General features: G+C 67.1%; 25 protein-coding genes. 3 read left to right on the plus strand and 22 right to left on the minus strand.

All coding sequences use genetic code 11. The features are described 5' to 3' along the window. Window position 1 precedes the first annotated feature (1 nt). Window positions 2–1,405, minus strand: a complete 1,404-nt coding sequence (locus AQI95_RS24515; protein ID WP_067127706.1) for a type I glutamate--ammonia ligase — start codon at window positions 1,403–1,405, stop codon at window positions 2–4. A 50-nt stretch (window positions 1,406–1,455) separates the two neighbouring features. Then, complete coding sequence (locus AQI95_RS24520) at window positions 1,456–1,647, minus strand: class I SAM-dependent methyltransferase (protein ID WP_067127710.1); 192 nt, start codon at window positions 1,645–1,647, stop codon at window positions 1,456–1,458. Between the two features lie 131 nt (window positions 1,648–1,778). Between AQI95_RS24520 and AQI95_RS49880 the strand changes: the two genes are divergently transcribed. Then, entirely contained in the window at window positions 1,779–1,901 is a 123-nt protein-coding gene (locus AQI95_RS49880) for a hypothetical protein (RefSeq protein WP_279617023.1), read from the plus strand. On the opposite strand, the gene AQI95_RS24525 is transcribed toward AQI95_RS49880, so the two are convergent. After that, a complete protein-coding gene (locus tag AQI95_RS24525) occupies window positions 1,898–2,119 on the minus strand; it encodes a hypothetical protein (RefSeq protein ID WP_067127712.1) in 222 nt (73 codons plus the stop codon). The two genes, AQI95_RS49880 and AQI95_RS24525, sit on opposite strands and share 4 nt — an antisense overlap. A 221-nt stretch (window positions 2,120–2,340) precedes the next feature. Here AQI95_RS24525 and AQI95_RS24530 point away from each other — a divergent pair, with 221 nt between their 5' ends. After that, window positions 2,341–2,574, plus strand: a complete 234-nt coding sequence (locus tag AQI95_RS24530; RefSeq protein WP_067127715.1) for a helix-turn-helix domain-containing protein — start codon at window positions 2,341–2,343, stop codon at window positions 2,572–2,574. 61 nt (window positions 2,575–2,635) lie between these two features. Here the strand turns inward: AQI95_RS24530 and AQI95_RS24535 are convergent, their stop codons facing one another. From AQI95_RS24535 to AQI95_RS24545, 3 genes are all read right to left on the minus strand, one after another. Continuing rightward, window positions 2,636–3,100, minus strand: a complete 465-nt coding sequence (locus AQI95_RS24535; RefSeq protein ID WP_067127718.1) for a hypothetical protein — start codon at window positions 3,098–3,100, stop codon at window positions 2,636–2,638. A 485-nt stretch (window positions 3,101–3,585) separates the two neighbouring features. Beyond that, window positions 3,586–3,900 carry a hypothetical protein gene (locus AQI95_RS24540; RefSeq protein ID WP_067127721.1) on the minus strand — a complete coding sequence of 105 codons (315 nt, stop codon included), beginning with the start codon at window positions 3,898–3,900 and terminating at the stop codon, window positions 3,586–3,588. A gap of 165 nt (window positions 3,901–4,065) precedes the next feature. Then, window positions 4,066–5,271, minus strand: coding sequence for a helix-turn-helix domain-containing protein (locus AQI95_RS24545; protein ID WP_067127724.1), 1,206 nt, complete (start codon window positions 5,269–5,271; stop codon window positions 4,066–4,068). 102 nt (window positions 5,272–5,373) lie between these two features. On the opposite strand from AQI95_RS24545, the gene AQI95_RS24550 reads away from it, so the two are divergent. Continuing rightward, window positions 5,374–5,556, plus strand: a complete 183-nt coding sequence (locus tag AQI95_RS24550) for a hypothetical protein (RefSeq protein ID WP_067127727.1) — start codon at window positions 5,374–5,376, stop codon at window positions 5,554–5,556. Window positions 5,557–5,600: 44 nt separating this feature from the next. Here AQI95_RS24550 and AQI95_RS24555 read toward each other — a convergent pair whose 3' ends face one another. From AQI95_RS24555 to AQI95_RS24630, 16 genes are all read right to left on the minus strand, one after another. Next, complete coding sequence (locus AQI95_RS24555; RefSeq protein ID WP_067127730.1) at window positions 5,601–5,954, minus strand: hypothetical protein; 354 nt, start codon at window positions 5,952–5,954, stop codon at window positions 5,601–5,603. Beyond that, window positions 5,951–6,352: a hypothetical protein gene (locus AQI95_RS24560; RefSeq protein ID WP_159056564.1), complete on the minus strand. Its 402-nt coding sequence runs from the start codon at window positions 6,350–6,352 to the stop codon at window positions 5,951–5,953. Before AQI95_RS24560 ends, AQI95_RS24555 begins: the two co-directional genes overlap by 4 nt. Window positions 6,353–6,378: 26 nt before the next feature. Then, a complete protein-coding gene (locus AQI95_RS24565; protein ID WP_067127734.1) occupies window positions 6,379–6,735 on the minus strand; it encodes a hypothetical protein in 357 nt (118 codons plus the stop codon). A 12-nt stretch (window positions 6,736–6,747) separates the two neighbouring features. Continuing rightward, entirely contained in the window at window positions 6,748–7,563 is an 816-nt protein-coding gene (locus AQI95_RS24570) for an endolysin (protein ID WP_244188836.1), read from the minus strand. A gap of 59 nt (window positions 7,564–7,622) precedes the next feature. Beyond that, window positions 7,623–8,435, minus strand: coding sequence for a C1 family peptidase (locus tag AQI95_RS24575; RefSeq protein WP_067127740.1), 813 nt, complete (start codon window positions 8,433–8,435; stop codon window positions 7,623–7,625). A 101-nt stretch (window positions 8,436–8,536) separates the two neighbouring features. Continuing rightward, window positions 8,537–8,734, minus strand: a complete 198-nt coding sequence (locus AQI95_RS24580) for a hypothetical protein (protein ID WP_067127743.1) — start codon at window positions 8,732–8,734, stop codon at window positions 8,537–8,539. Window positions 8,735–8,750: 16 nt separating this feature from the next. Further along, window positions 8,751–9,305 carry a hypothetical protein gene (locus AQI95_RS24585; protein WP_067127746.1) on the minus strand — a complete coding sequence of 185 codons (555 nt, stop codon included), beginning with the start codon at window positions 9,303–9,305 and terminating at the stop codon, window positions 8,751–8,753. Between the two features lie 10 nt (window positions 9,306–9,315). After that, entirely contained in the window at window positions 9,316–12,150 is a 2,835-nt protein-coding gene (locus tag AQI95_RS24590) for a hypothetical protein (RefSeq protein WP_159056565.1), read from the minus strand. 30 nt (window positions 12,151–12,180) lie between these two features. After that, entirely contained in the window at window positions 12,181–12,654 is a 474-nt protein-coding gene (locus tag AQI95_RS24595; RefSeq protein ID WP_244188837.1) for a hypothetical protein, read from the minus strand. 43 nt (window positions 12,655–12,697) lie between these two features. Beyond that, window positions 12,698–16,723 (minus strand): phage tail tape measure protein, encoded by a 4,026-nt coding sequence (locus tag AQI95_RS24600; RefSeq protein WP_079071446.1) that lies wholly within the window; start codon window positions 16,721–16,723, stop codon window positions 12,698–12,700. Window positions 16,724–16,843: 120 nt separating this feature from the next. Further along, on the minus strand, window positions 16,844–17,245 hold the full coding sequence (locus tag AQI95_RS24605) for a hypothetical protein (RefSeq protein ID WP_067127754.1): 402 nt from the start codon (window positions 17,243–17,245) through the stop codon (window positions 16,844–16,846). Between the two features lie 36 nt (window positions 17,246–17,281). Next, window positions 17,282–17,689, minus strand: a complete 408-nt coding sequence (locus tag AQI95_RS49150) for a hypothetical protein (RefSeq protein WP_244188838.1) — start codon at window positions 17,687–17,689, stop codon at window positions 17,282–17,284. 3 nt (window positions 17,690–17,692) lie between these two features. Then, window positions 17,693–18,139, minus strand: coding sequence for a hypothetical protein (locus AQI95_RS24615; RefSeq protein ID WP_067127757.1), 447 nt, complete (start codon window positions 18,137–18,139; stop codon window positions 17,693–17,695). Then, the gene (locus AQI95_RS24620; RefSeq protein ID WP_067127760.1) at window positions 18,139–18,888 is read right to left on the minus strand and encodes a hypothetical protein; all 750 of its coding nucleotides are present in this window, start codon (window positions 18,886–18,888) and stop codon (window positions 18,139–18,141) included. The genes AQI95_RS24615 and AQI95_RS24620 overlap by 1 nt, the downstream gene beginning before the upstream one ends. Then, window positions 18,885–19,343, minus strand: a complete 459-nt coding sequence (locus AQI95_RS24625) for a hypothetical protein (RefSeq protein WP_067127764.1) — start codon at window positions 19,341–19,343, stop codon at window positions 18,885–18,887. The genes AQI95_RS24620 and AQI95_RS24625 overlap by 4 nt, the downstream gene beginning before the upstream one ends. Continuing rightward, window positions 19,343–19,741, minus strand: coding sequence for a hypothetical protein (locus AQI95_RS24630; RefSeq protein ID WP_067127768.1), 399 nt, complete (start codon window positions 19,739–19,741; stop codon window positions 19,343–19,345). Before AQI95_RS24630 ends, AQI95_RS24625 begins: the two co-directional genes overlap by 1 nt. Between the last annotated feature and the right edge of the window lies 1 nt (window position 19,742).

Here is a 19,742-nt window from a genome sequence, read left to right on the forward strand (position 1 = left end):
GTCAGTACACCCAGCGGTAGGCCGCCGCCACCCGCGCGTCGTCCAGGCCCCGGGCGGCCGCCGCCTCGCCGAGCCGCACGGCGGTCACCGCGTCAGCGAGGACCGGGCCGAGCGCGGCCCGCAGCACCGGGTCCGCCCGGAACTCCTCGACGGCCTGCGGCAGCGAGCACGGCAGCCGTCGTACACCGAGGGCCGCCGCCTCGTCCGCGCCGTACCGGGCCGGGTCGCCGGTGATCTCCTTGGGGAGGTCGCGGTGGGAGCCGATGCCGTCGAGGCCGGCGGCGATGACGCAGCCGAGGGCGAGATAGGGGTTGGCGGCCAGGTCGACCGGTTTGACCTCCATGTTGGCGTCCTGCGCGCCGTGGCCCGCCGTGCCGGTGACCAGCCGCAGCGCCGCCTCGCGGGTCTCCCGGCCCCAGCCGGTGAACACCCCGGCCCACTGGGAGGGCTTGAGCCGCAGATAGCTGGCGGGGCTCGGCGCGGTCACCGCCGTCAGCGCGGGTAGGCGGGCCAGGACGCCGGCCGCGAAGGACTCCGCCTGCGGCGTCATGCCGTACCGGCGCTCGCCGCCCGCGTGCAGATTCCGGCCGGCACGCCAGCAGGACAGGTGCAGATGGCCGCCGTTGCCGACACCCTCGGCGGACACCGCGGGGGCGAACGACACCCGCAGGCCGTGGCGTTGCGCGAGCGCGCGGATCGTCTGGCGGACCAGCACGCTGCGGTCGGCCGCCGCCACCGGGTCCAGCGCGCCGACCGAGACCTCGAACTGCCCGGCCGCGTACTCGGGGTGGAGCTGTTCGACGGCCACGTCCTGCGCGGCGAACGCGGCGAGCAGATCGGCGGTGTAGTCGCTCAGCTCGACCTGGCGGGTCGCGCCGTACGCCGGTCCGGACACCGCCGGCACGAACTCGCCGGCCGGCGCCGAACCGAGCCCGACCGCCCACTCGATCTCGATCGCCGCCTTGAAGGCGAGGCCGTGCCGTTCGCTCGCCTCGGTGACGATCCGGCGCAGGAAGGTCCGGGCGCAGCCGGGGTGCCGGGCGCCCTCCTGGGTGATCCGGTCCACCGGCGCCCAGGCCCAGCCGGGCTGCCCGGACAGGACCACCAGCTGGTCCAGGTCCGGATAGAGCCGCAGGTCGCCGTCGGGGGAGCCGAGGACGTCGGTGGTGACGACCGAGTCGTCGGCCAGGAACGTGTCGAACACCGGGGACATGCCGACCCCCCGGGACACGGCCGCCTCCAGCCGGGCCGTCGGGACCGTCTTCACCCGGCAGACGCCCGCGGTGTCCACGTAGGCGAGCACGATCCCGTGCACGTCCCGCGCGGCCAGATCGGCCGAGAGCCCGACGGCCCGGTGCCGCTCCTCCGGGCGCCCGCCGGGCACGGGGTCGGCAAGGGTGGTCATACGTCCTCCTCGGCCATACGTCCTCCTCGGCGGGGTCCGCCGGTGCGGCGTCAGGGTTTCACGGACACGGCGCCGAACCGTGGCACCGCGGCGGCGGACGCCTGCCCGGCACGCCACTGCGAACAGAGCACCGGAACCGGCTCGGTCAGCTCCGGGCCGTCGAAGAAGCGGGCGGTCTCCGCACGGCCGCGGGCGGTGATCGGCGGGGTGGCGTCGGCGTTCCGGAACTCCATCGTGGCCACAGCGCCATTGTGCCGCCCGTTGATCGCGCTGTCCCGGAAAACGCGCACTGCGGGCGGTTCGGAGCGGCTCCGGGACGTACCGGTGGATGAGGAACACTGGACCGGTACGCCGCCCCGACCGGAAGCAGGCCATGTCCGCCACGCCCGTGCCCCTCCTGGACCATCCCGGCCTGCCCGCCGACATCCGCCTGATCGTCACCGACATGGACGGCACGCTGCTGGACGACGCTATGTGTTTCTGGACCCGTCCTTAGTTGGGCCGGTCTCTGGGCCCAGTTGTTTCGTCGATGAGTTGGAGCATGTCGTCGAGTCGGGTCCGGAGGCGCTCGATCATGAGGATGAGGCCGGCGGCGTCGAGTTGAGCGAGGTCTTCGGCGCGCGTGTACTCCAGGTCGCGGCGGGCGAAGTCGATGCGGGCCCTCTGGAGGTCGGTGAGGGGTCCAGGGTGGGGCCGGGACTGCTCATCGGTCATGGCGCTATGTCTCACTTGCTGGTAATTGGCGTTTTCGGTCGAGTACTTGATCGGTGCACGTAATCCTTGACATGCGGGTTCCCTGTTGACAATAAGTCAAGAATCACGTCACTCGAACGGGTGTTTTGATCTCGCAAGGGTTGCGCGTTGGCCAGAAAGCGCACTCACGTTGTACCAACGATGGTACAGACAACGATCAAGATCTTGACCAGCGTGTATGCGTGCCATCCGATCCCCTGCCCGCCTGGGTACTCACCCGCCGCCAGGCCGTCGGGGACGCCATCCGCGCAGCTCGCGGGCGCCGTCAACTCAGCCAAGAAGCCTTAGGCGAGTTGACGGGCCTCGACCGCAAAACGATCAACCGGATCGAGCAAGGCACCCACAGCACCCTGCTGGATCACCTGCTGCTCATCGCCGACGCCCTCGACGTCCCTCTCGCCGACCTCGTCCGCTGACACGACAAGGCCCCACCCATCCGCCACGGGGGCAGCAGACGAGTGGGGCCAGCATGAACGGCTACGCAATCACTACCGGCACCGCCGGAACGGGCACGAGCGCGCGAGCCCGCTCCATCAACTCCGCATCAGCCAGCGTCATCCGCCCCGCCGCAACCCGCACATGCCCCGCATACGTTCCATCCAGATCGACTGACCGGACCATGTCCAGCGACCATTCAGTCTGAGGAACCTCGATCGTCCCCGCCTTCCGCACCATCCGCGAACCTGCCCCCGTAGCCACCAGCCAGCACCCACACCGCTGCTCGTGCGAGCCTTTCCACTCGCCGATGAAACCGTGCCGGCCAGCCAGCGCGAACAGGTCGCCCGGCTCATGGACGTTGCCTTCGACAGGGATGACACCGAGGACGGCGGTCATACCGTTGTCCGCAGTCGTGTACACCAGGACGCACCTGCTGCTGGTCTCCCAGTCATGGAGGAGCGGGAAGATCGTGACCCTGCCTGTGCCGCTCATGTCCTTCGCCATCGGTGCGCCCTTCCGATCTGTCCGTGGGGTGTCGGCCCCCGCCACTGTACGGGCGGGGGCCGACAGTCAGTTCCTAGTAGCCGCGGCCGTCGTCGGAATCACCGGTCGGCGGGTTGCCGCCCTGACCGTCGTCTTCCTCGGGGTCGTTCGCCACGGTGGTGCGGAGGGCGTTCTTCAGGGTCATTGCCTACTCCTGTTCACTCGGCTGACGTGCTCTAATCGCCGACGCCCGCAAGGCGCCGGAGTTGTGCCCGTGCCCGACGCGATCGGCGTCCACGTCGGGCACGGCGTCTATTCGACCCACCCAGTGCCGGACGCGTCCGTCACGGACTGTCGGCCGTTGTAGAAGTCCCGATGCGGCCCACCATGGCCAGGCGAGCGAGTGCAGGACGCCCCGCCGTTGGGGTGCTCCAGAGCGCAGTACCCGGCCGCACGAGCCCCGGACCGGGCGGCCTCTGCCTGACGCGTGGCGAGATCCTTCCGGTTCACCGCCGGGTCTCCCTCACCAGTCGCACCAGGCCCGCCCCGGTCTCGCACCTGGTGTAGTCATCGACGCACTGCTCGCACGAGTTGGTGTGGTCCTGCAGCGTCGGAATCACGAGCGCCTGCGCGCACGCTTTGCAGCCACGCAGGAAGCACGTGGTGCCGTCGCTGGCCTGCCGTTCACCAAGGTCTATGGCCGTAGTCGTAGTGAGCGAACCGTGGCCGTGGTTCCAGACGCACGCGGTACCCCGGCGCTGCTGGTCCGTGAGCCCCTCCAGGGCGGGCAGCGGTAGCAGGTCGGCGACGGCGGTTCTCACGACGGGGCTCCTCGGGCTGCTGGTCGTGCGGCGCCGCCCGCTGCCTGGCGGGGGTTGGACGGCGCCGCCCTCTGTGACCTCACGCTACGTGCGTGCGTGACCACAGCCCAGCGACAGAGTGCACCAGTCGCTCCGTCAATTCTCGCTCAGATAGGACGTGTTGTCCTACAGGGCGGGGTCAACTCCCAGCCGCGCAGCCAGCCCCCGAAGAGGAGTGTTCCGGCGCCGCTCGGCCTCCAGCATCTCCCGGACCGTAGCCGACGCCAGCACCTGCAACTTGATCCACTCCGGCTGGTCTTCCTCCACCTCCAGCAGCGTCGTGAGAGCGCCCTCGCTGTCACCCGTCTGGTACTGGGCCTGGGCTACATCCACGCGGTACGACGCCGAATGCACCGGTCGGGAGATCTCACCCACACGCACCTCACCCGCGAACTCCAACGCCTTCTCAGGCCGATTCTCGCTTCCCGCAAGGGCGACGTTCACCTTCTGGGTACGCACGTCCGTCACGGAGAAAGCAGTGCCGTAGGCGCGGACCGGGCCGCTGCGGACCGCGGCAGCTTCGGCACCAGACAGCAGCTCTATAGCTCGGTCGTGGTCGTCCCGCCGGGCGGCCGGCGTCGCCGCAGCCACCAACAGATTCCCGTACACCGCGAACTGCGCCGGCGTCCCCTTCATGAACGACGGCTCCAGCGCCTCCGCCTTGCGCACAGCAATGTCCTGCGCCTGCTCCCACCGCCCCTGCCGCAGCAGCACCCACGACAGCGTGGATACGCCGATGCCCTCCATCAACGGATCCGACGCCCGTGCCGCCGCCGCGAGCTGCTTCTCTACCGCGGTGTATGCCCAGTCCGGGTGCCCGGCCTGCGTCGCCAGGCAGGCGGCCAGCTGGTAGGCGAGAGCGAGTTGCTGCCACACCCGTTCTGTCGACGTCTGCCGGGCGACCGCGCGACCGTCCCGCAGGATGAGCGGCAGTGCGGCGGACAGCCCGGAGTACTCGCCTTGCCAGTACTGCGTTGTCGCTGCCTTGACGCTGGCCACCCAAGCCGGTTCGCTCGGCGGGTCCTCCGCATCGTCTTCGGCGAGGACGCCGGGCAGGGCGCCGATGTCCTGGATGGCGTCGCGCAGGGCGATGAGGCCGCCGTCGTCGGTGAGTTGTTGGGTCACAGTGGGCTGTCCTACCAGGCGCTCCAGCTGGACATCGAGGGCCCTCGCGAGTGCGCGCAAGGTGGTGATGCGGGCGGTCTGCCGCCGCCCCTGTTCCAGCTTGCGGATGATGTCGACGCTGACGCCGGCACGAGAGGCGAGGCCCTCTTGGGTGAGGTCGCGGAATTCACGCAGGCTACGGATGTGATCGCCGATCGATGTGCTCATTTGTACCCCCGCCAGAAGGTATGTGTGCATCCACCGTACTGCGGCCGGAATCTGCTCGGACAGCCATGAGTGTTTCGGGGCTCTGCCCGATAGCCTTGGGACATGTCCCCCAACCCTCTGCCTACGGGCCCCGTGCGCTCTGCTGCGGTCGTAAACGAGGACATCCGCAGACTGGCCCGCGGGGCGTGGGGCCGGCCGTTCACGGACGACGAGCGGGCTCGCTACGAAGTGCTGCTCACGGAGTGGGCTGCAGCCGACCGGGCGGAGATGACGACCGCGGCATGACGAAACCCCGCCTCCAGCGAGGCGGGGTCGTCGCACTCCAGTTCTCACACGTCGATGCTGTCCAGGAACGGCCGCGCCCGCTCCGGTATCGGCCGCGCCACCGGCGGCTCCAAACCGGCGCCACGGATGTAGCCGACAAGACTCCGTCGATCCACCACGAGCCACGAGATCGCTGCACCCTGGCCCGTGATCTGATCCTGCTGGCAGGTGATCTGCGTCTGATGGCTGGTGATGTCCTTCTTCAGATCGTCTATGCGCTCGTTCAGCGCATCCTTGATCGTGGTGAAGTCGTCCCGCTTCTCCTGCCGCTTCGTACGCCGTGCCGCCCTCGCGGAGACGACGCCGCCCGCGGTACCGACGAGTGCCAGCCCGGCCTGAATCCAGGTGTCAACCGTCATGACGTGGTGCTCACTCTCTTCACGCGGGGCGGCTCAGGCCATCCCGCAGCAACCAGCACGGGTATAGCGATTGCAGCCCAGACCGCGCCCGCGATCCATCCTCGCGGAAAATCGCCCTGCAGCCACGCCGCGAGATAGCTCGACATCCACGGCAGTACGATCAGCGGCAGCGCTAGGAAACCGGCCCAGTCGGCCCCCTGCGGTAGCCATGCCGAGAACAGTGCGATGACCCCGGTTGCGATCCACAGCCAGCCCCAGGCACGCAGCGGCAGCAGGTCGGTGGCCAGGGCGAGGCCGGGCTGGTTGGGCAGCGGGGAAATGAGCACGCCGTACCCGTACAAGGCCCACACGGTGCCGTAGGACAGGAGGATCGCGCCGCGGCGGCCCAGCATGCGCATGAGCCGCCGGGCCGCACGGCACCCCACTACGCCCCCTGAACCGAGGCGACAGTCTCGGCAGGAGCCTTAGCCGTGACCTGGGTCCGCAGGAACATGGCAATCGCGACCTGCACGAAGGAGAGCACGACGGCCTGCTGATCCGCCGACCAGTGCAGGCCGAAGCCCACCGCGAGAGCGAGCGCGGCCTGAGCAAGTCCGTACAGGGGCGCCGCAAGGGCATCATGCGCCATGACAGCCACGACCAGGCCGACGACAGCCGCGGCCACGGCGTTGAGGACGGCCTGCTGATCGGAGCTGAGGCCGACGCCGAACGCGGCGAGAAGCTTGATGCCGACGGCCACGAAGGCGAGCAACGCCGCAGGCTCTCTACCGAAGATCTTCATGAGGGTTTCCTTTCAGGCGACGACGTCGAAGCCGTGCTTCGCGCCGAGCTTCTTGAGGCTGGTCATCCCAGGAATGCCGTCGGCAGCGCTACCGGAGTAGCCGAGGCTCTTCTGCCAGCGCGCATACGCGTTGACCGTCAGTGACCCGTATGAGCCGTCGACGTACTGCGCGGCGAGGAGCTTCTCGGCCTGCAACGCCTTCTCCACCAGCAGCACCTCAGTCTTGTAGCTGGTGTGGCCCTGCGCAGCCGGCGGGTCGTGCTGTGCCGCATACACGATGTGCTCAAGGGATACCTGCGGCTTGGTCGACGGCTTCGGGCTACTCCCGAACATGCCGGCAGGCATCGGGCCCGGATCGACGTGACTGTTGCCGGGGACCATGTTGTGCCCGTAGTGGCCGCCATGGTTGAGCCAGAAGTCGAGGGTGACGTCCTGCCGGTGGAAGCCGGTCGGTGCGCCCGCGGGCCAGCCGTCGGCGATACCGAGACTGCGCAGCCAGGTCACGATGGCGTCGAGGCCCTTGCAGGGGGTGTCGGCGACGGTGTTGTACGTCTTGCCGTTGACGATCTCGCCCTGGGTGAAGACGGTCTCGATCTGGATGCAGTACTTTCCAGTCCTGTTGGTCCTCACGGTGCCGTCGTTCTGCAGCGACAGGCTGCGGCTGTCGGCCGGGAACATCTGGGCAATCTGGCCGGTGAACGGGTCCCACAGCAGGTGCGGCGCCACGTCGGCGCCACCACCGGTGAACCAGCCAAATTCGTTCGCGAACGTGTGATCGCTGTCGTTGCTGGTGATGTGCCAGACCGCGCGCGCCGGACCGCCGTCCATCACCCCGGTGTTGCCGAGGGAGTGCTGAGCCGCGCCCGGCATCCACAGGTCGACCATGGTCAAAGCCCCTTCTGCGTGAGCCAGTTGTGAGCAGCGACCGCGAACGCGAGATCCGGGTCCGCGGGCGTCGGCGTGGGGGTGGGAGCCGGTTGCGGCGCGACCACGAGCGCGGGCACGGTCACGTCACCCTGCTGCCCAAGAAGCCACTGCATGTCTGGCTCCTTCACCCAGCACGAACCCGCATCGCCCCACCCGGCACCCCAGCTGTTGTCCAGGCGGAACCTGCTGCCGTCCCAGCCGGTACACACGATCTCGTGGCCGCCGGCCACGCCCGAGGAGTGGTCGACGGGCAGCGTGCCGTCGCTGGCCGGGTCGAACATCGAGTTCAGCCAGACAATGCCGAGCATCGCCGGGCCCGTCTGAAGGGCGCTCTTGAGCGCGGCCAGGGAGAAGGCGTGCGTGTACCCGGTCGCGAGCCCCACGGACTCCAGCGCCTTCGCGACGCCGAGGCCCGAAGAACCGGTGTCGTCCGGCGGGTAGGTGCCGGGGACGTTGTCCAGCGTGGTGGCCAACTTGTACAGGTCGACGGCGAGCGACTCGTCGACCGCCCGCTCGGTGCCCTTCACGGTCACCGAAGAGGCGCCCTGTCCGGCCGCGCTGTCCGTCGCCAGCACGCCGGCCGCGGCGTTGCCCGTGCATGAGCCCAAGTCGCCCTGATCGAAGACGGGTACACGGCGCGTCCACTGCACTGGTTTGATTGCGGAATCGGGCAGAACGCCGTGCGCGTACCGAAGGGACCGCGGGTCGTGCTCGACGTGCCGCCCGAGCCTGTACGCGCGGGAGCGGTTCTCGGGAAGGAGGGAGGTGCTCATCGAGGTCCCTTCGCGGGCCAGAGTTTCGATACGAGACGTAGCGTTTCGTAATTAGCGTACGAGGCTTGTCTATGCGCTCCCTCAGACGAAGGAGCGCCGGGCTACACGTTGGTGATGACCTGCTCATACTTCAGTGCCGTCACCGACACCACCCCCGACACCGTGGCCAGAAAACTGCGCACGGAGTCCACGACGTCGATCTCCTCGACGACCGTCCCCTCCTGACTGATCGCAGAGATCTGCACCGAAACCATCGGCTCCGCACTGGAGTTCTTCGCAGTGACCACGTAGCTCGCCATGCTGGATTCCCCTCTCTCAGGCCACGCGCAGGACGTTGAGCCAGCTATCCGTGTACACGGTCGTGGCCGTCGCGGAAGAGGACGCCTGCGCCCACGTCAGCGCCAACGTGCCCGCGTTCGAACCGATCCGGAACGTCGCGTTCATGGCGATGGTCAGCGTGTTCCCCACACCCAGACCGCCATAGGTACGCGTCGCCGTGACATCAGTGGACTCCAGGCGCACGTTGTAGCCCCACGTCGACACCGCATCCTGCTGCGTGCCACCACCGCCAGTCGCCGACGTAACCGTCGTGCCAGCACCAGCCCCCACCCACTCACCCAAGCCACCAGTCGGATACGAGAACCCGATCGTGATGTCCGCGGCGGCCAACGCGTCGTACTTGAGCCAGCCCCACACCGTGTACACGCCGCCCGCAACGACATCCATCTGCAGGTGCGGATCCGCGGCCTGCGTCGTCGTCGCCGACCTACTCGTGTCCGACGTCTTACGCAGACACTGAACCTGCATCGACCGCAGCAGCGACGCAGTGAGCCGCTGTCCAGCGAGCGGTGTCGGATAGGCCTCAGCCACAGTCGTCTCCTTACAGTCCGAGGATGGTGGGATTGGCGAGCCGGAGGTCTTCGCCCGCGGTGTGGGCTTTGACGACGCCGTTGATGGAGCGGGTCACGGTGAACGCCTGCGGGCTGGTGACCACGAAGCTCTGATATTTGATCGACGGGTTCACGTTCGTCGACGAGGCCCCGGAGATGGACCGCACTCCAATCGACTGGGGCATGGACAGGTCGGTGTCCATCACGGTGACCTGCCACTCCGGTGTCTCGGCGTCCGCGGCCAGCCACACTTTCGCCCGCAGCAGGCTGCCCTTGGAGTTGAGCCGCACCCGGTAGTACGTCCCGGCCGAAAACGTCACGGCCGGCATCGTGTACGAGCCGAGCGTCGTTTCGGTACCGTTCAGCCGCTTGACGATCAGCAGCCTCACAGTGTTCGACGTCGTGAACTGGACCACCGCGTGGTACAGGTTGTTCGAGTCGAGGTACCGATTGATCAGACCGCCGTTGAGGGCATCGCCCGTCGCCAGCTGATCCGCGGTGACGCTGACGTACATGTCCAGGTCGGCGGTAGTCGCGGCAAGCAGGCACCTGCGGCTGATGTTGACCGACGCCAGCAGATGGTTCCCGCTGCCCCCGCTGACGGAGTAGTCCGTGGACGTGCCGCCGCTCGTGGTCCAGGTGAACCCAGAATCCATCGTGCCCCATGCACTGGACACAGTCCGCGCGAACGTATCTGTCGCTGCATCGCCGACAGCTGTGACGCGCATGACCTCGCCACCGACCGCGATGTCGAACGGCAGGTCGCCGGGGTCCTTCGTCCACAGGCCCTCGTTCGGCGCGGTCGGCTGCACACCGAACACCGTTGTCCCGGCCCCGATGTCCGCTGCCAGTTGGGAGCCGTCCGTGTCGATCCGCGCCGCAGTGTCGAGGTAGCCGACATACGAGTACGGGCTAGCCGGGCGGCAGTTGAACGTGACCCGGTGCTCGATGTGGGTGATCGTCTCGGACGTGCCGATGACGAGCTGATCAACGGTGTCGGGCGGCAGCCAGTCAGGTGGATTGGTGATCTGGATACGGTCACCGATCCGCATGCCGATGATCGCGCGCCGCATGTCCGGCGTGATCGACGGGTGAGCCAAGTTCACTGAGATCTGCGGGTAGCGGGCCTCATCCACAGTGCCGAGGTGGACACGCCACGCCGCCTGATCCTGCAACGTGCTGGCGTCCGAGGCCGCGAGGTTGAGCGTCACGTCCTGCCCGTAGTAGCCGACCCCAGCCGGCGGAGGCGCAGTCCCGAGGGAGCCACCAGTCTGTTCGTACGTCTGTGAGACGCCGCTCACGGTGACGGTGACCCGGTTCTGCAAGTAGCGATCATCTTCGACCGGTGTCGGGATCTGCGCCAGTTTCCCGGACGGATAGTCGAGGGTGAGCGTCGGGTCCTGGTCGTACAGGCTGGCACGGGTGCGGTAGCCCAGGCCGAGCACGGAGCCGGATTCGTACAGCATGCCGCCGTCGGCGTCGACGCACTCCTGCACCAGCGTCAGCAGGTTGGACTTGCCCTGCGCGCCCATTGCTGTCGTGTCGTCGAGGTCGCCGACCCAGTCGAATGGCAGTCCTTGCTCGCCGCATAGCCGCTGGATTCGGCGGCCTGCGGTTTCGCCGATGGGGTTGAGGCGGACGCCGAGCGCACCGATTGCTGTGATTTGGTTTTCCAGCGTGACGTGTCCGATCGCGACGCCCGGCAGGAACGCAGCACCGAACGGGCTGATGGCGCTGCGGGTGGCCGGTCCGAATTGCAGCCGGGTGACGCGGGACAGCTGGGTGACGAACTCGGTGTCCGAGACCGCGTACACGCGGCTTGTGTTGACGTCCTTCAGCTGGATCTGCCGGGTGATGTTCGCGCCGGATTCCTGGAACTCGACGCTGACGTACAGGAGGCGTCCGCGGACGTCGACCACGTGTGGGAGCAGCGCGCCGAGGTTGTTCCCGGCGGCGTCGCACGACTTCAGGACGAGCGAGTTCGAGGCGTCGGTGGTGGAGTAGTACAGTTCCCAGAACTGCGCCGCCCCGGGGCTGTAGTCCTGCTGGTCGATTGAGCAGATCACCTTGCCGTCGGCGAGGCCCGATGCCGGAATGTAGACGAGGAAACGCACCTGTGTGGCGGTTGGGTCGTCGTATCGGGGGACGCCACCGGACAGTGTCGCCGCGCTGATGTCGGGCAACGGATCGGACGCGGCCAGCGTGCTGTACGAGGCGAGCGTGGGTACACCCGCCCACGTCATCGCCGACCCGTTGGTGAGCGCAGACGCGAGCGATGTGGCCCCCGTGGCGTCCTCCATCGGCCAGTACGCAACCAGCCCCGACGGCTTAGGGTCAGTGATCGCGTTGTAGATCACCGACCGGGCTGGTGCCGGGCCCTGCGCGAGCCGGCGCAACAGCCCGCTGGCGGACACGTCCGTCCATACGTCCGTGCCCGTGGTGTCCCAGGAGACAGGCCACTCAGGGACTTCGCCCCACAGCCGGCAGTTTTTGCCGCCGAGGCCGTCGGGCACACTGACCCTGATCGGCGTGTTGCGGCCGATCGCCCCGTAGTACGGGCCCGTCGGGTTACGGGGACTGAACCGGCCGTCCGCGTTTCTCAGGGGGAAGGTGCCCCCACCCTGCTCGGTGTTGCTGCCCTCGTCCCGGATCCCACGGTTGAGCGCGATGTTCCCCTGGTCGTCGCGGACCATGACGTAGTCGGTGATGTCCACCCAGGCGCCGCTGATGAACATCTCCACCTGGACCGGCTGGTCATCCGAGGCTTCCCCGGACGCGCCAAGGGGACCGGCCGCGACGCGCATGCGTCGCTGCCAGCCCATCACCCGAGCTGCGAGTCCTCCACCCGGCATCGGCTACTCGTCCCACACGATCCACGTCGACATGTTCACTGCCGCGCCGAAGGTCGCCCGGACGCGCAGGAACCGGCTGACGGCGATGATGGGCCGTTCATCCGGCATCCACTGATAGACGTAGTTGAGATCCAGGGCGCCCGCAGTGGGCGGGATCAGCTGCGCATCGAACGTGCGAGTGGCGGTGACGGTGCCTTCGGCCGTGGCTGTGTAGCCGGTGCCGGACGTGCTGAGGGTCATGAGGCTGGCCGGGGCGTTGGGGTCCAGCGGCTGCACACCAGACGCCACGTGCGCGGTGACGGTCGCGGCCACATCGGTCTGAATCAACTCCACCTGCCCAGCCGACGCGGGGACGGCGTCCAGGGTGAACCCCCAGCTGATCAGCTGGATCTGCCGTGCCGACGGGGTGGCGACCTGCAGCATCGACTTGATCGCCGTGCCCGTCGTCACCTTTTGCTGAGCCGCCGTCGTCGGCATTGGCCCGTTCCAGATCTTGTACCTGTGAATCTTGATCACTCCCTCATGCCGGTCGCCCGGCGAGAACCAACTGAACGTTGCCGCCGCGGACTCGGATCGCCTTGCGGAGGATCTGCAGCAGCATCTCGTCGACGTGGCTACCGGACGACCGCAGCTCCAACACGATCGGCTCTTGCCGGGCAGCAGAGGTTGCAGGTGCGTAGCCGGCGGACGCGCGCTGCGGCGTGTTCAGCATCGACGACCACGGCGTGTGAGCCTGTGCCCACATCCTCCGACTGTCGGGGTTCGACCACACCCGCGCCCCGGCCCCCAGATCCAACAGCTCTGGGCCCTGCTCACCCACCCACGTCAGCGACGACCGCAGGCCACCCGAAGCGGCCATGCCGACGACACCGCCGGTGGCCTTGTGGCCGAGCGCCTTGGAGATGAGCTTCTCCATGGACTTCGCTAGGTTGGCCATGGTCTTTTCGAGGCTGGCCTGCTGCTTGGTCAGCTTGTCGACGACCTTCGCCTGAGCCTTGATCGCCGCGTCGTACACGGCCGACGCGGTCGTCTTCCCCGCGCTGCCGGCCGCGGACTCGATCTGCGACTGCACCGAGTTCATCGACGACACCTCGGACGCCGACGCCTGCAGCAGCGCGCCCGCAGTCTCCAGGCCGCCGCCGTCGACGCCAGCCTCGGCGACCTGCTGAATGATGCTCTTCGAGTAGCCCTTCGCCTTCAGTGCCTTGAGGGCGTTGGCGAAGGCAACGACCTTGTCCCGGTTGACGATCATTCCGGCGCGGACCGCGGACAGGGTCAGCACGCCGCCGTCGGGGGCGCTCGCGGCCTTGGTGATGTTCGCCGATGAGATCAGGTTGGACTTCACCGAGTCGGACAGCTGGGACGCGCTGTCCTTCAGCGAGGTGAGCTTGTCCTTCGCCGACGACAGCGCCGAGTTGACCTTGGCGAGGGCTATCTCGTGGCTGATCAGAGCCTTGCCGACGCTGGCGAGGCGCTTGAGCAGGCTCGACTCGGTCCGGCCACTGAACGCGGCCCGGATCTTCCCCGCGGCGTCATTCAGGCTGGAGACCAGCGCGTTGATGTCGTCCGGCGCACCCAGATTCCGCTCGAACGGGGTCCGCTTGTAACCCGCGTACCGGCCGAAGTAGGAGATCCCGAAGTCGCTGTGCAGCTGGTTCCGGGCGTCCTTCTCGGCCTGGGTGAGACCGCCGCGTGCGAAGTGGCCCAGCTTGTCCTTGTTGATCAGCTGGAGCAGCGGTAGGTACTTCCGGGTCGACCTCGCGTTCACTACGAACTCGGTGTCCGAGATCATGCCGCGCGCGCCGGACTCGAACAGGGCCAGAATGTCATCGCTGGTCCCGGTTCCCGGCCCGCGGACCAGTCCGTTCGGTGCGACCTGGACATCCCCGCCGCCCGCATACCGCGGCATCAGACCGCCGTGCGCAGCCCCGGGCATACCGGGCAGCTGCGGGCCAGAGTGAACGGTGCCCTGATCCACCGTCTTTTGATAGTTCGTGGTGTAGACGCCGATACCGATCGACTTGCCGTGCAGCCCGGCGACGGCACCCGCCACGTTCCGGATCGCGCTGAGGGCGGCACCCGTCTGCGCTGTGATCTTAACGCTCCCATCCGGGAGACGCTTCACCTTGAACCCGAACGCCTCCAGTACCTGCTCGGCGGTCTTGCTCAGCGCTGTGAGGGTTACGCTCTTCGTGCCCGGCGACTTCTTCACCGCAGCGTTGAAGGCGTTCAGGTCAGAAGCCGCTTGCTTGTCATCAACCTTGAACTGGAACTTCTTCGCATCAGGCGCCTTCAGGATCGCGTCTGCGAGTCCCTCCGCCTGCTTCTTGGTGTCACCCATCGCCATGGCGGCGTCAATGAGGCTCTGGCGGCCCTGCTTGTAGATCCTGTCGACCTGGTCCCAAGAGGTCTTCTCCTTCATTTTCTTGTCGACCAGGTCCTCGGTTTTTGCGGCGAGTTGGCTGAGGACATCGCGGTTCTTACGACCCGCGTCGGTGTTGAGGTCGAGGGTTCGACCGTTCTCCTTAACCGCCTTCTGCGCGTCACTCATGGCCTGGTAGAAGGCCGTCTCGGCGTCGAACGCTCCACGATGCACCGAGTTCAACGCCATGATCGACTGTTCGAGGCCCTGCGCGGCCTGTGCTTCGCCGTCAAGAGCCTTCTGCGTCGACACCGCCGCATCGCCGAACAGGCCCATGCTCTTCGCCGCAAGCTGCTGCTGCAGTGCCTGACCGGCCAACGCGTTCTTGTAGTCGCCGAGCTGGCCCATCACCTCTTTAGAAGTGAAACCCTGCTTCTGCAGAGCCTTGATCGTGTCCTGAAGAGCGAGCTTCGCTTCGCCCGCCTTGCCGCCGTTGACCATCCCGGTCAACGCCTGGTCGAGACCGCTGAACGCCTCCTTGGCGTTCTTCACCGGCGTCGAGTCCATGCCGATGAGCTGGGTCAGGAACTGCTGTGTCTTGTCCAAGTCCGACGGGCGGGACAGGGTGCGTAGCGCATCGCCGAGCTTCCCGAAGTCCGAGCCGAAGACGCGCGCGGCCTCACCGCTGGCCTTCCCGGACTCCGCCAGCTTGGTCAGGCTGGTGGTGAGCTTGTCGACGTCCGGCGGCGCCTGCTTACCGATCGACGACAGCTTCATCAGCACCAGCGCCAGCGCGGTGAACCCGGCGACTGCAACCGTGGCCTTGCCCACCACGCTCAGTTCCATGAATGCGGCCTTGAGCCCAGCGATGCCTCCGCCGGCCGCAAGGAACGCGTCCTGCATGTACATCGCCTTCAGCGCGACTGCCTGAAACACACCCTGGAGCGCAGCGAAACCACGCATCGCGCCGTTCCACACGATGGATGCCGCGGCAGCCACCTTCATTGCAGCCGACACAGCGAACGTAGCGGCGAGGAGACCAGCCATCCCGGCCGCCGCAGCAGCCGCCGCAGTCTTGTGCGCGAGCAGCAGGCTCACGAACGACTGCAGGGGCGGGATCAGCTTGGTACCGAGGCTGATCATCAACGCGTCGAAGCTGGACTGGAGCGCCTTCATCTGGAACGCGAACGTCTTCTGCGTCGCAGCCCAGGCGTCACCGAACTTGTTGGCGCCCGCCTCCAACGCCGGATACTTCGACTGCAGCCGGTCGAACTGCGACACGAGGACGTTCAGGCCCGCGCCAGCCTTCCGGCCGAACGCCTGGGTGATGATGTCGCCTTGCTCCTTCGAGGAGATCCCGGCGGCCTTCATGTGGGTAATCAGGTCTTGCAGGGCGAGCTTGAGACCGCCCTTCTGCATGTCCTGGGACAGGGTGTCCTGCTGGAGTCCCAATTTCTTCAGTGCGTCACCTGCGGTGGCGACGGGATGGGCGAGTGCCATCACGGACATCCGCAGCTGGTTGCCGGCCAGGCTGCCCCGGATGTTGTTGTCGCCGAACACGGCGAGGGCGGCGCCGACATCGGTGATGGACAGGCCGAAACCCTTCACCGTGGCAACCATGCCGGATCCGAACGCGCTTGCGAGATCCTGCATCTTCATGTCGCCAACGCCGACGGTGGCGTTCAGAACACCCATCGCCTGGTTGTAGTTCTGCACCCCGGGAATCCCGGACGCTACGGCTGCTGTGAGCGCGTTGGTGACGTCGACCAGGTTGGCATGCCCGACCGTTGCGCCCTTGGCTGCGGTTTCGGTCAGCTGCAACGCCTTGCTGCTGCTGATGCCCATGGACTCGAAATTCGACTCCACGTGATACAGCGACTCGGCGAGGCTGTCGGGGTCTTGGCCAACCTTGCCCGCCAGGTCGAGGACACCCTTCTTCAACCCGGCGATCTTGTCCTGGGAGACACCCGCCTGCGTGTGCAGCAACTGCATCGAAGAGTCGAACTTCGCGGCCATCCTCACCGACTCGACGCCGATGACCGCCAGCCCGGCCCCCGCGATCAACGCCGTCTTGTGGAACGCCGCCATGCCCTTACTGACGCCGTTGACCTGGGCATTGACGCGCGCCATGGTGGGGGATGCGAGATCCCTAGCCGTAACTAGGATCTCCACCACGTTGGTCATCCGGGTTCACCCCCAAGCTCTCGATCGTCAGCAGGCGCAGCGTTTCGGCAGGCTCGGCCAAGATCTCGGACGGCAGCTTGTGCCACCGGTCGCAGAGGCCGAGGATGAATTTCGCGTCGGTCAGCTCGCGAGGCTCGGTGACAACGCTTCCATCGGGATGGACTCCACCGGGGCACTGGCGCCAGAGTTCGAGGGCTGCTCCAAAGGGGCAGACACACCCGCGACCGCGTCCGTCCACCGGTCAATGACCAGGTTGATCAGAGACGGTTCCTCGTCCTCCAGCGACTCCAGCGTGGGCGGCAGCGCCTGGCCGTTCTCGTCCTCCCGGTTCCAGCCGACCATGTGGGAGGCGACCAGGCTGACCATGCGGTCGAAGCCGTCCCGGCCCGCCTCATCGCCGCCGGCGCCCTGGAGGGCGCGCATCTCGCCGATGGACACCGACCGCATGGTGACTTCGAGGCCCTCGTAGTCGCCGTCGGCGAACTTGAGCCGGTAGTGCTTGGGGTTCCTCCTGCAGCCCATACCGGGCCTCCTCCCTAAGAATGTCCGAATTGGGCGCTATGCCCAGGTAGGTACCGTGCCATCGGCCAGAACTCCAGGCACGGCCCAGGTAAGCTCACCGCTGTTGGAGCGGGTCAGCGGGTAGTCCGTGTAGAGGCACTCGTTGTTCAGCGAAACACCGTTGACGGTCATCGACGTCGTCCGCGTCACGCTCGTGCTGGGGATGGTCTTGAACACGTCGTGCGACTTGTTCGCCGCGGAGTTGAACACCCCGTTGAGGGTGATGCTGAAATCAGCGAGCAGCAGCAGCCGCTCCATCGCGGACTTGTCGATACCGGTGATGTCCTGCGTTGCCCTGGGGGTCGCGAACTGCAGGTTGGTGATGTCGTTCTTGATGTCCTGCGGGGTGCCAGACGCATCGTCCACCGACAGCGTCGACCACCCGAGACCGGAAGCCTTGGCCATGATTCATCCCTTCTGATGTTCGTCGGCGAGCGCCTGCTGGTGCTCGGCGAAGTCGTCGACCCAGTCGGCGGCTTTCACATGCTGCCGTGGGGCGGTGCCGCGCGGGTTACCGCGGTGGTCGCCGTCGCGGACGATGTACAACTCGGGGCGGTCCAGGCGCCGCTGGTGCTTCGCGGCGTTGAAACAGACCTGGCCGGCTTCGAAGACGAAGGCAGTCAATCCGCCCTCGCGGCGTTCCTCCGTGAACCGGCGCCCTGCCTGCTTCCGGATGTAGTGGGCCTGCCGTTGGCCGAGTTCAGTGCTCTCGTCGATGACGGACTGCCAGCCGTACAGGTGGTGCGCGCATTCCACTTCGGCGCACGTGGCGTCCACCCAGTGCGTGCTTTTCGGAGCGACGATCGCGTACGTCTTGTACGCCTCGGCTGGCATCGTGGGTTCGGCACGGTTCATCAGAAGCTCACCGCCACCTGGTTCTTAACCACGACCACGTTGAAGGTCAGTGAGGTGAAACCGCCGGTCGTCACGGTGACCGCGCGGAGGTAGCGGCGGATGGTGGCGCCAGACGCGGTGGCGATGCGCTGCGAGGCGGGTGCGGCCGTGACCTGGGTGAATGAGAGCCCGGCGACATCGGCGAAGCTGACATTGTCCGCCGAATCCTGGATCTTCACCGTGGCGTCCGTGCCGGTCATCGCGGTCACCTGGAGGTAAGCCTGGGCACCGAATGACACCGAGGCCGTGGTGTCGATGGACGTTCCGTTCGTTGCGGCGCTGTCGGTCCGCAGTCCCGCGGTGAGCTGCTGGCCCCAGCCGAGGCCGTAGCCGTTGGCCTGTGCCGACACGGCGAACGTGAAGGCGCCGTCGGTCGCTCTCGTGCCGTCGTAGTTGATCTGCTTCGCGACCAGGCACGCTGCCGGATTACCAAGGGCGGTACCGCGGCAGTAGGTGAGGATCACGTCCGTCCGGGGCAGCGCCGACAACTTCTCGTGCGTGCCTGTCCCAGCCTGGACGTGGTTGAAGTACGTCGTCATTTCGAGCCGGCCGTCCCTGAGGCCGCCCTGCCGCTCAAAGGCGCTCTTGTTGATCGCGGTGAAGTCCAGGGCGGCTGGGCCGCCGCCGACGTTCGAGATCGCGCTGATGTCGCCTGATGCGTCGAAGCCGGCGATGTACAGGTTGTCCCCAAGGCCGCTGCTCTTGCTCATGCCGCCTGCTCCCAAAGGTCGTTGACGATGAGGGGAAGGGTGATCGTCATCACCCGGTACTCGGCGCCGGACGTGGTCAGGTAGCCGGCACGAGCGGACAGCGGGTCGCCGTAGGTGCCTTCAAGGTCGACCTCGCGGAGCAGGCCACCGAGGGTGAAGTCACCTGAGTAGGCGGCCATGAGCGCGTCGAGGGCGGTCATCAGGTTCGGGTCGATGGCGTCCTCGGGCTGCTGCACCATCGGTGTGTACAGGCGCACGTTGAGAGCCAGCCTGACGCTTGTAGCGTCCAAGCCCGACCCGCCGCGGGCCGGGCCGATCTGCTCCACCCACACCGCCGCCGTGAGCCCGTTCTCTGGCGCTGATTTGGGTTCGTGCCCGTTGACCGTGTCGAAGTAGCCCGACGTGAGGGCGTGGTCCTGGACCGTGTCGAGGATCGTGGTGATGTCGAGGGCCATCAGATCAGCCCCATCGCTTTGTACCGGGCCAGCAGCTGAACCGCGATGGACCGGGCGCGCTGGTCGACGAGGGGCTTCGTGCGGCGGAACGTGGCGTAGCCCGGGAACCGGGTGACCGGCGAGTTCCTGCTGCCTACACCCTCCAGCCACGGCCCGTAGATGACGTCACCGTCGGAGACGCGGTAGCCCTCGCCAGCCCGGTCGACGCTGATCCGGGACTCGTAGTAGCCGGTGGGGTGCTGCAGTACCACCTTGAGGCGCTGCCGGATGAGCTTCTCGCCCTCCTCGGCGATCCGAAGGCTGATCTCATCCTTGTAGGCGTGCAGCGCTTTGATCGTGCGGCCGTCGAACATCGGGCCGCGTGCCACCATCTTCGCGTCGAACTCGATCCCAGGCATC

It is taken from the genome of Streptomyces yokosukanensis, from assembly GCF_001514035.1.
In the GTDB taxonomy this organism is placed as follows: domain Bacteria; phylum Actinomycetota; class Actinomycetes; order Streptomycetales; family Streptomycetaceae; genus Streptomyces; species Streptomyces yokosukanensis.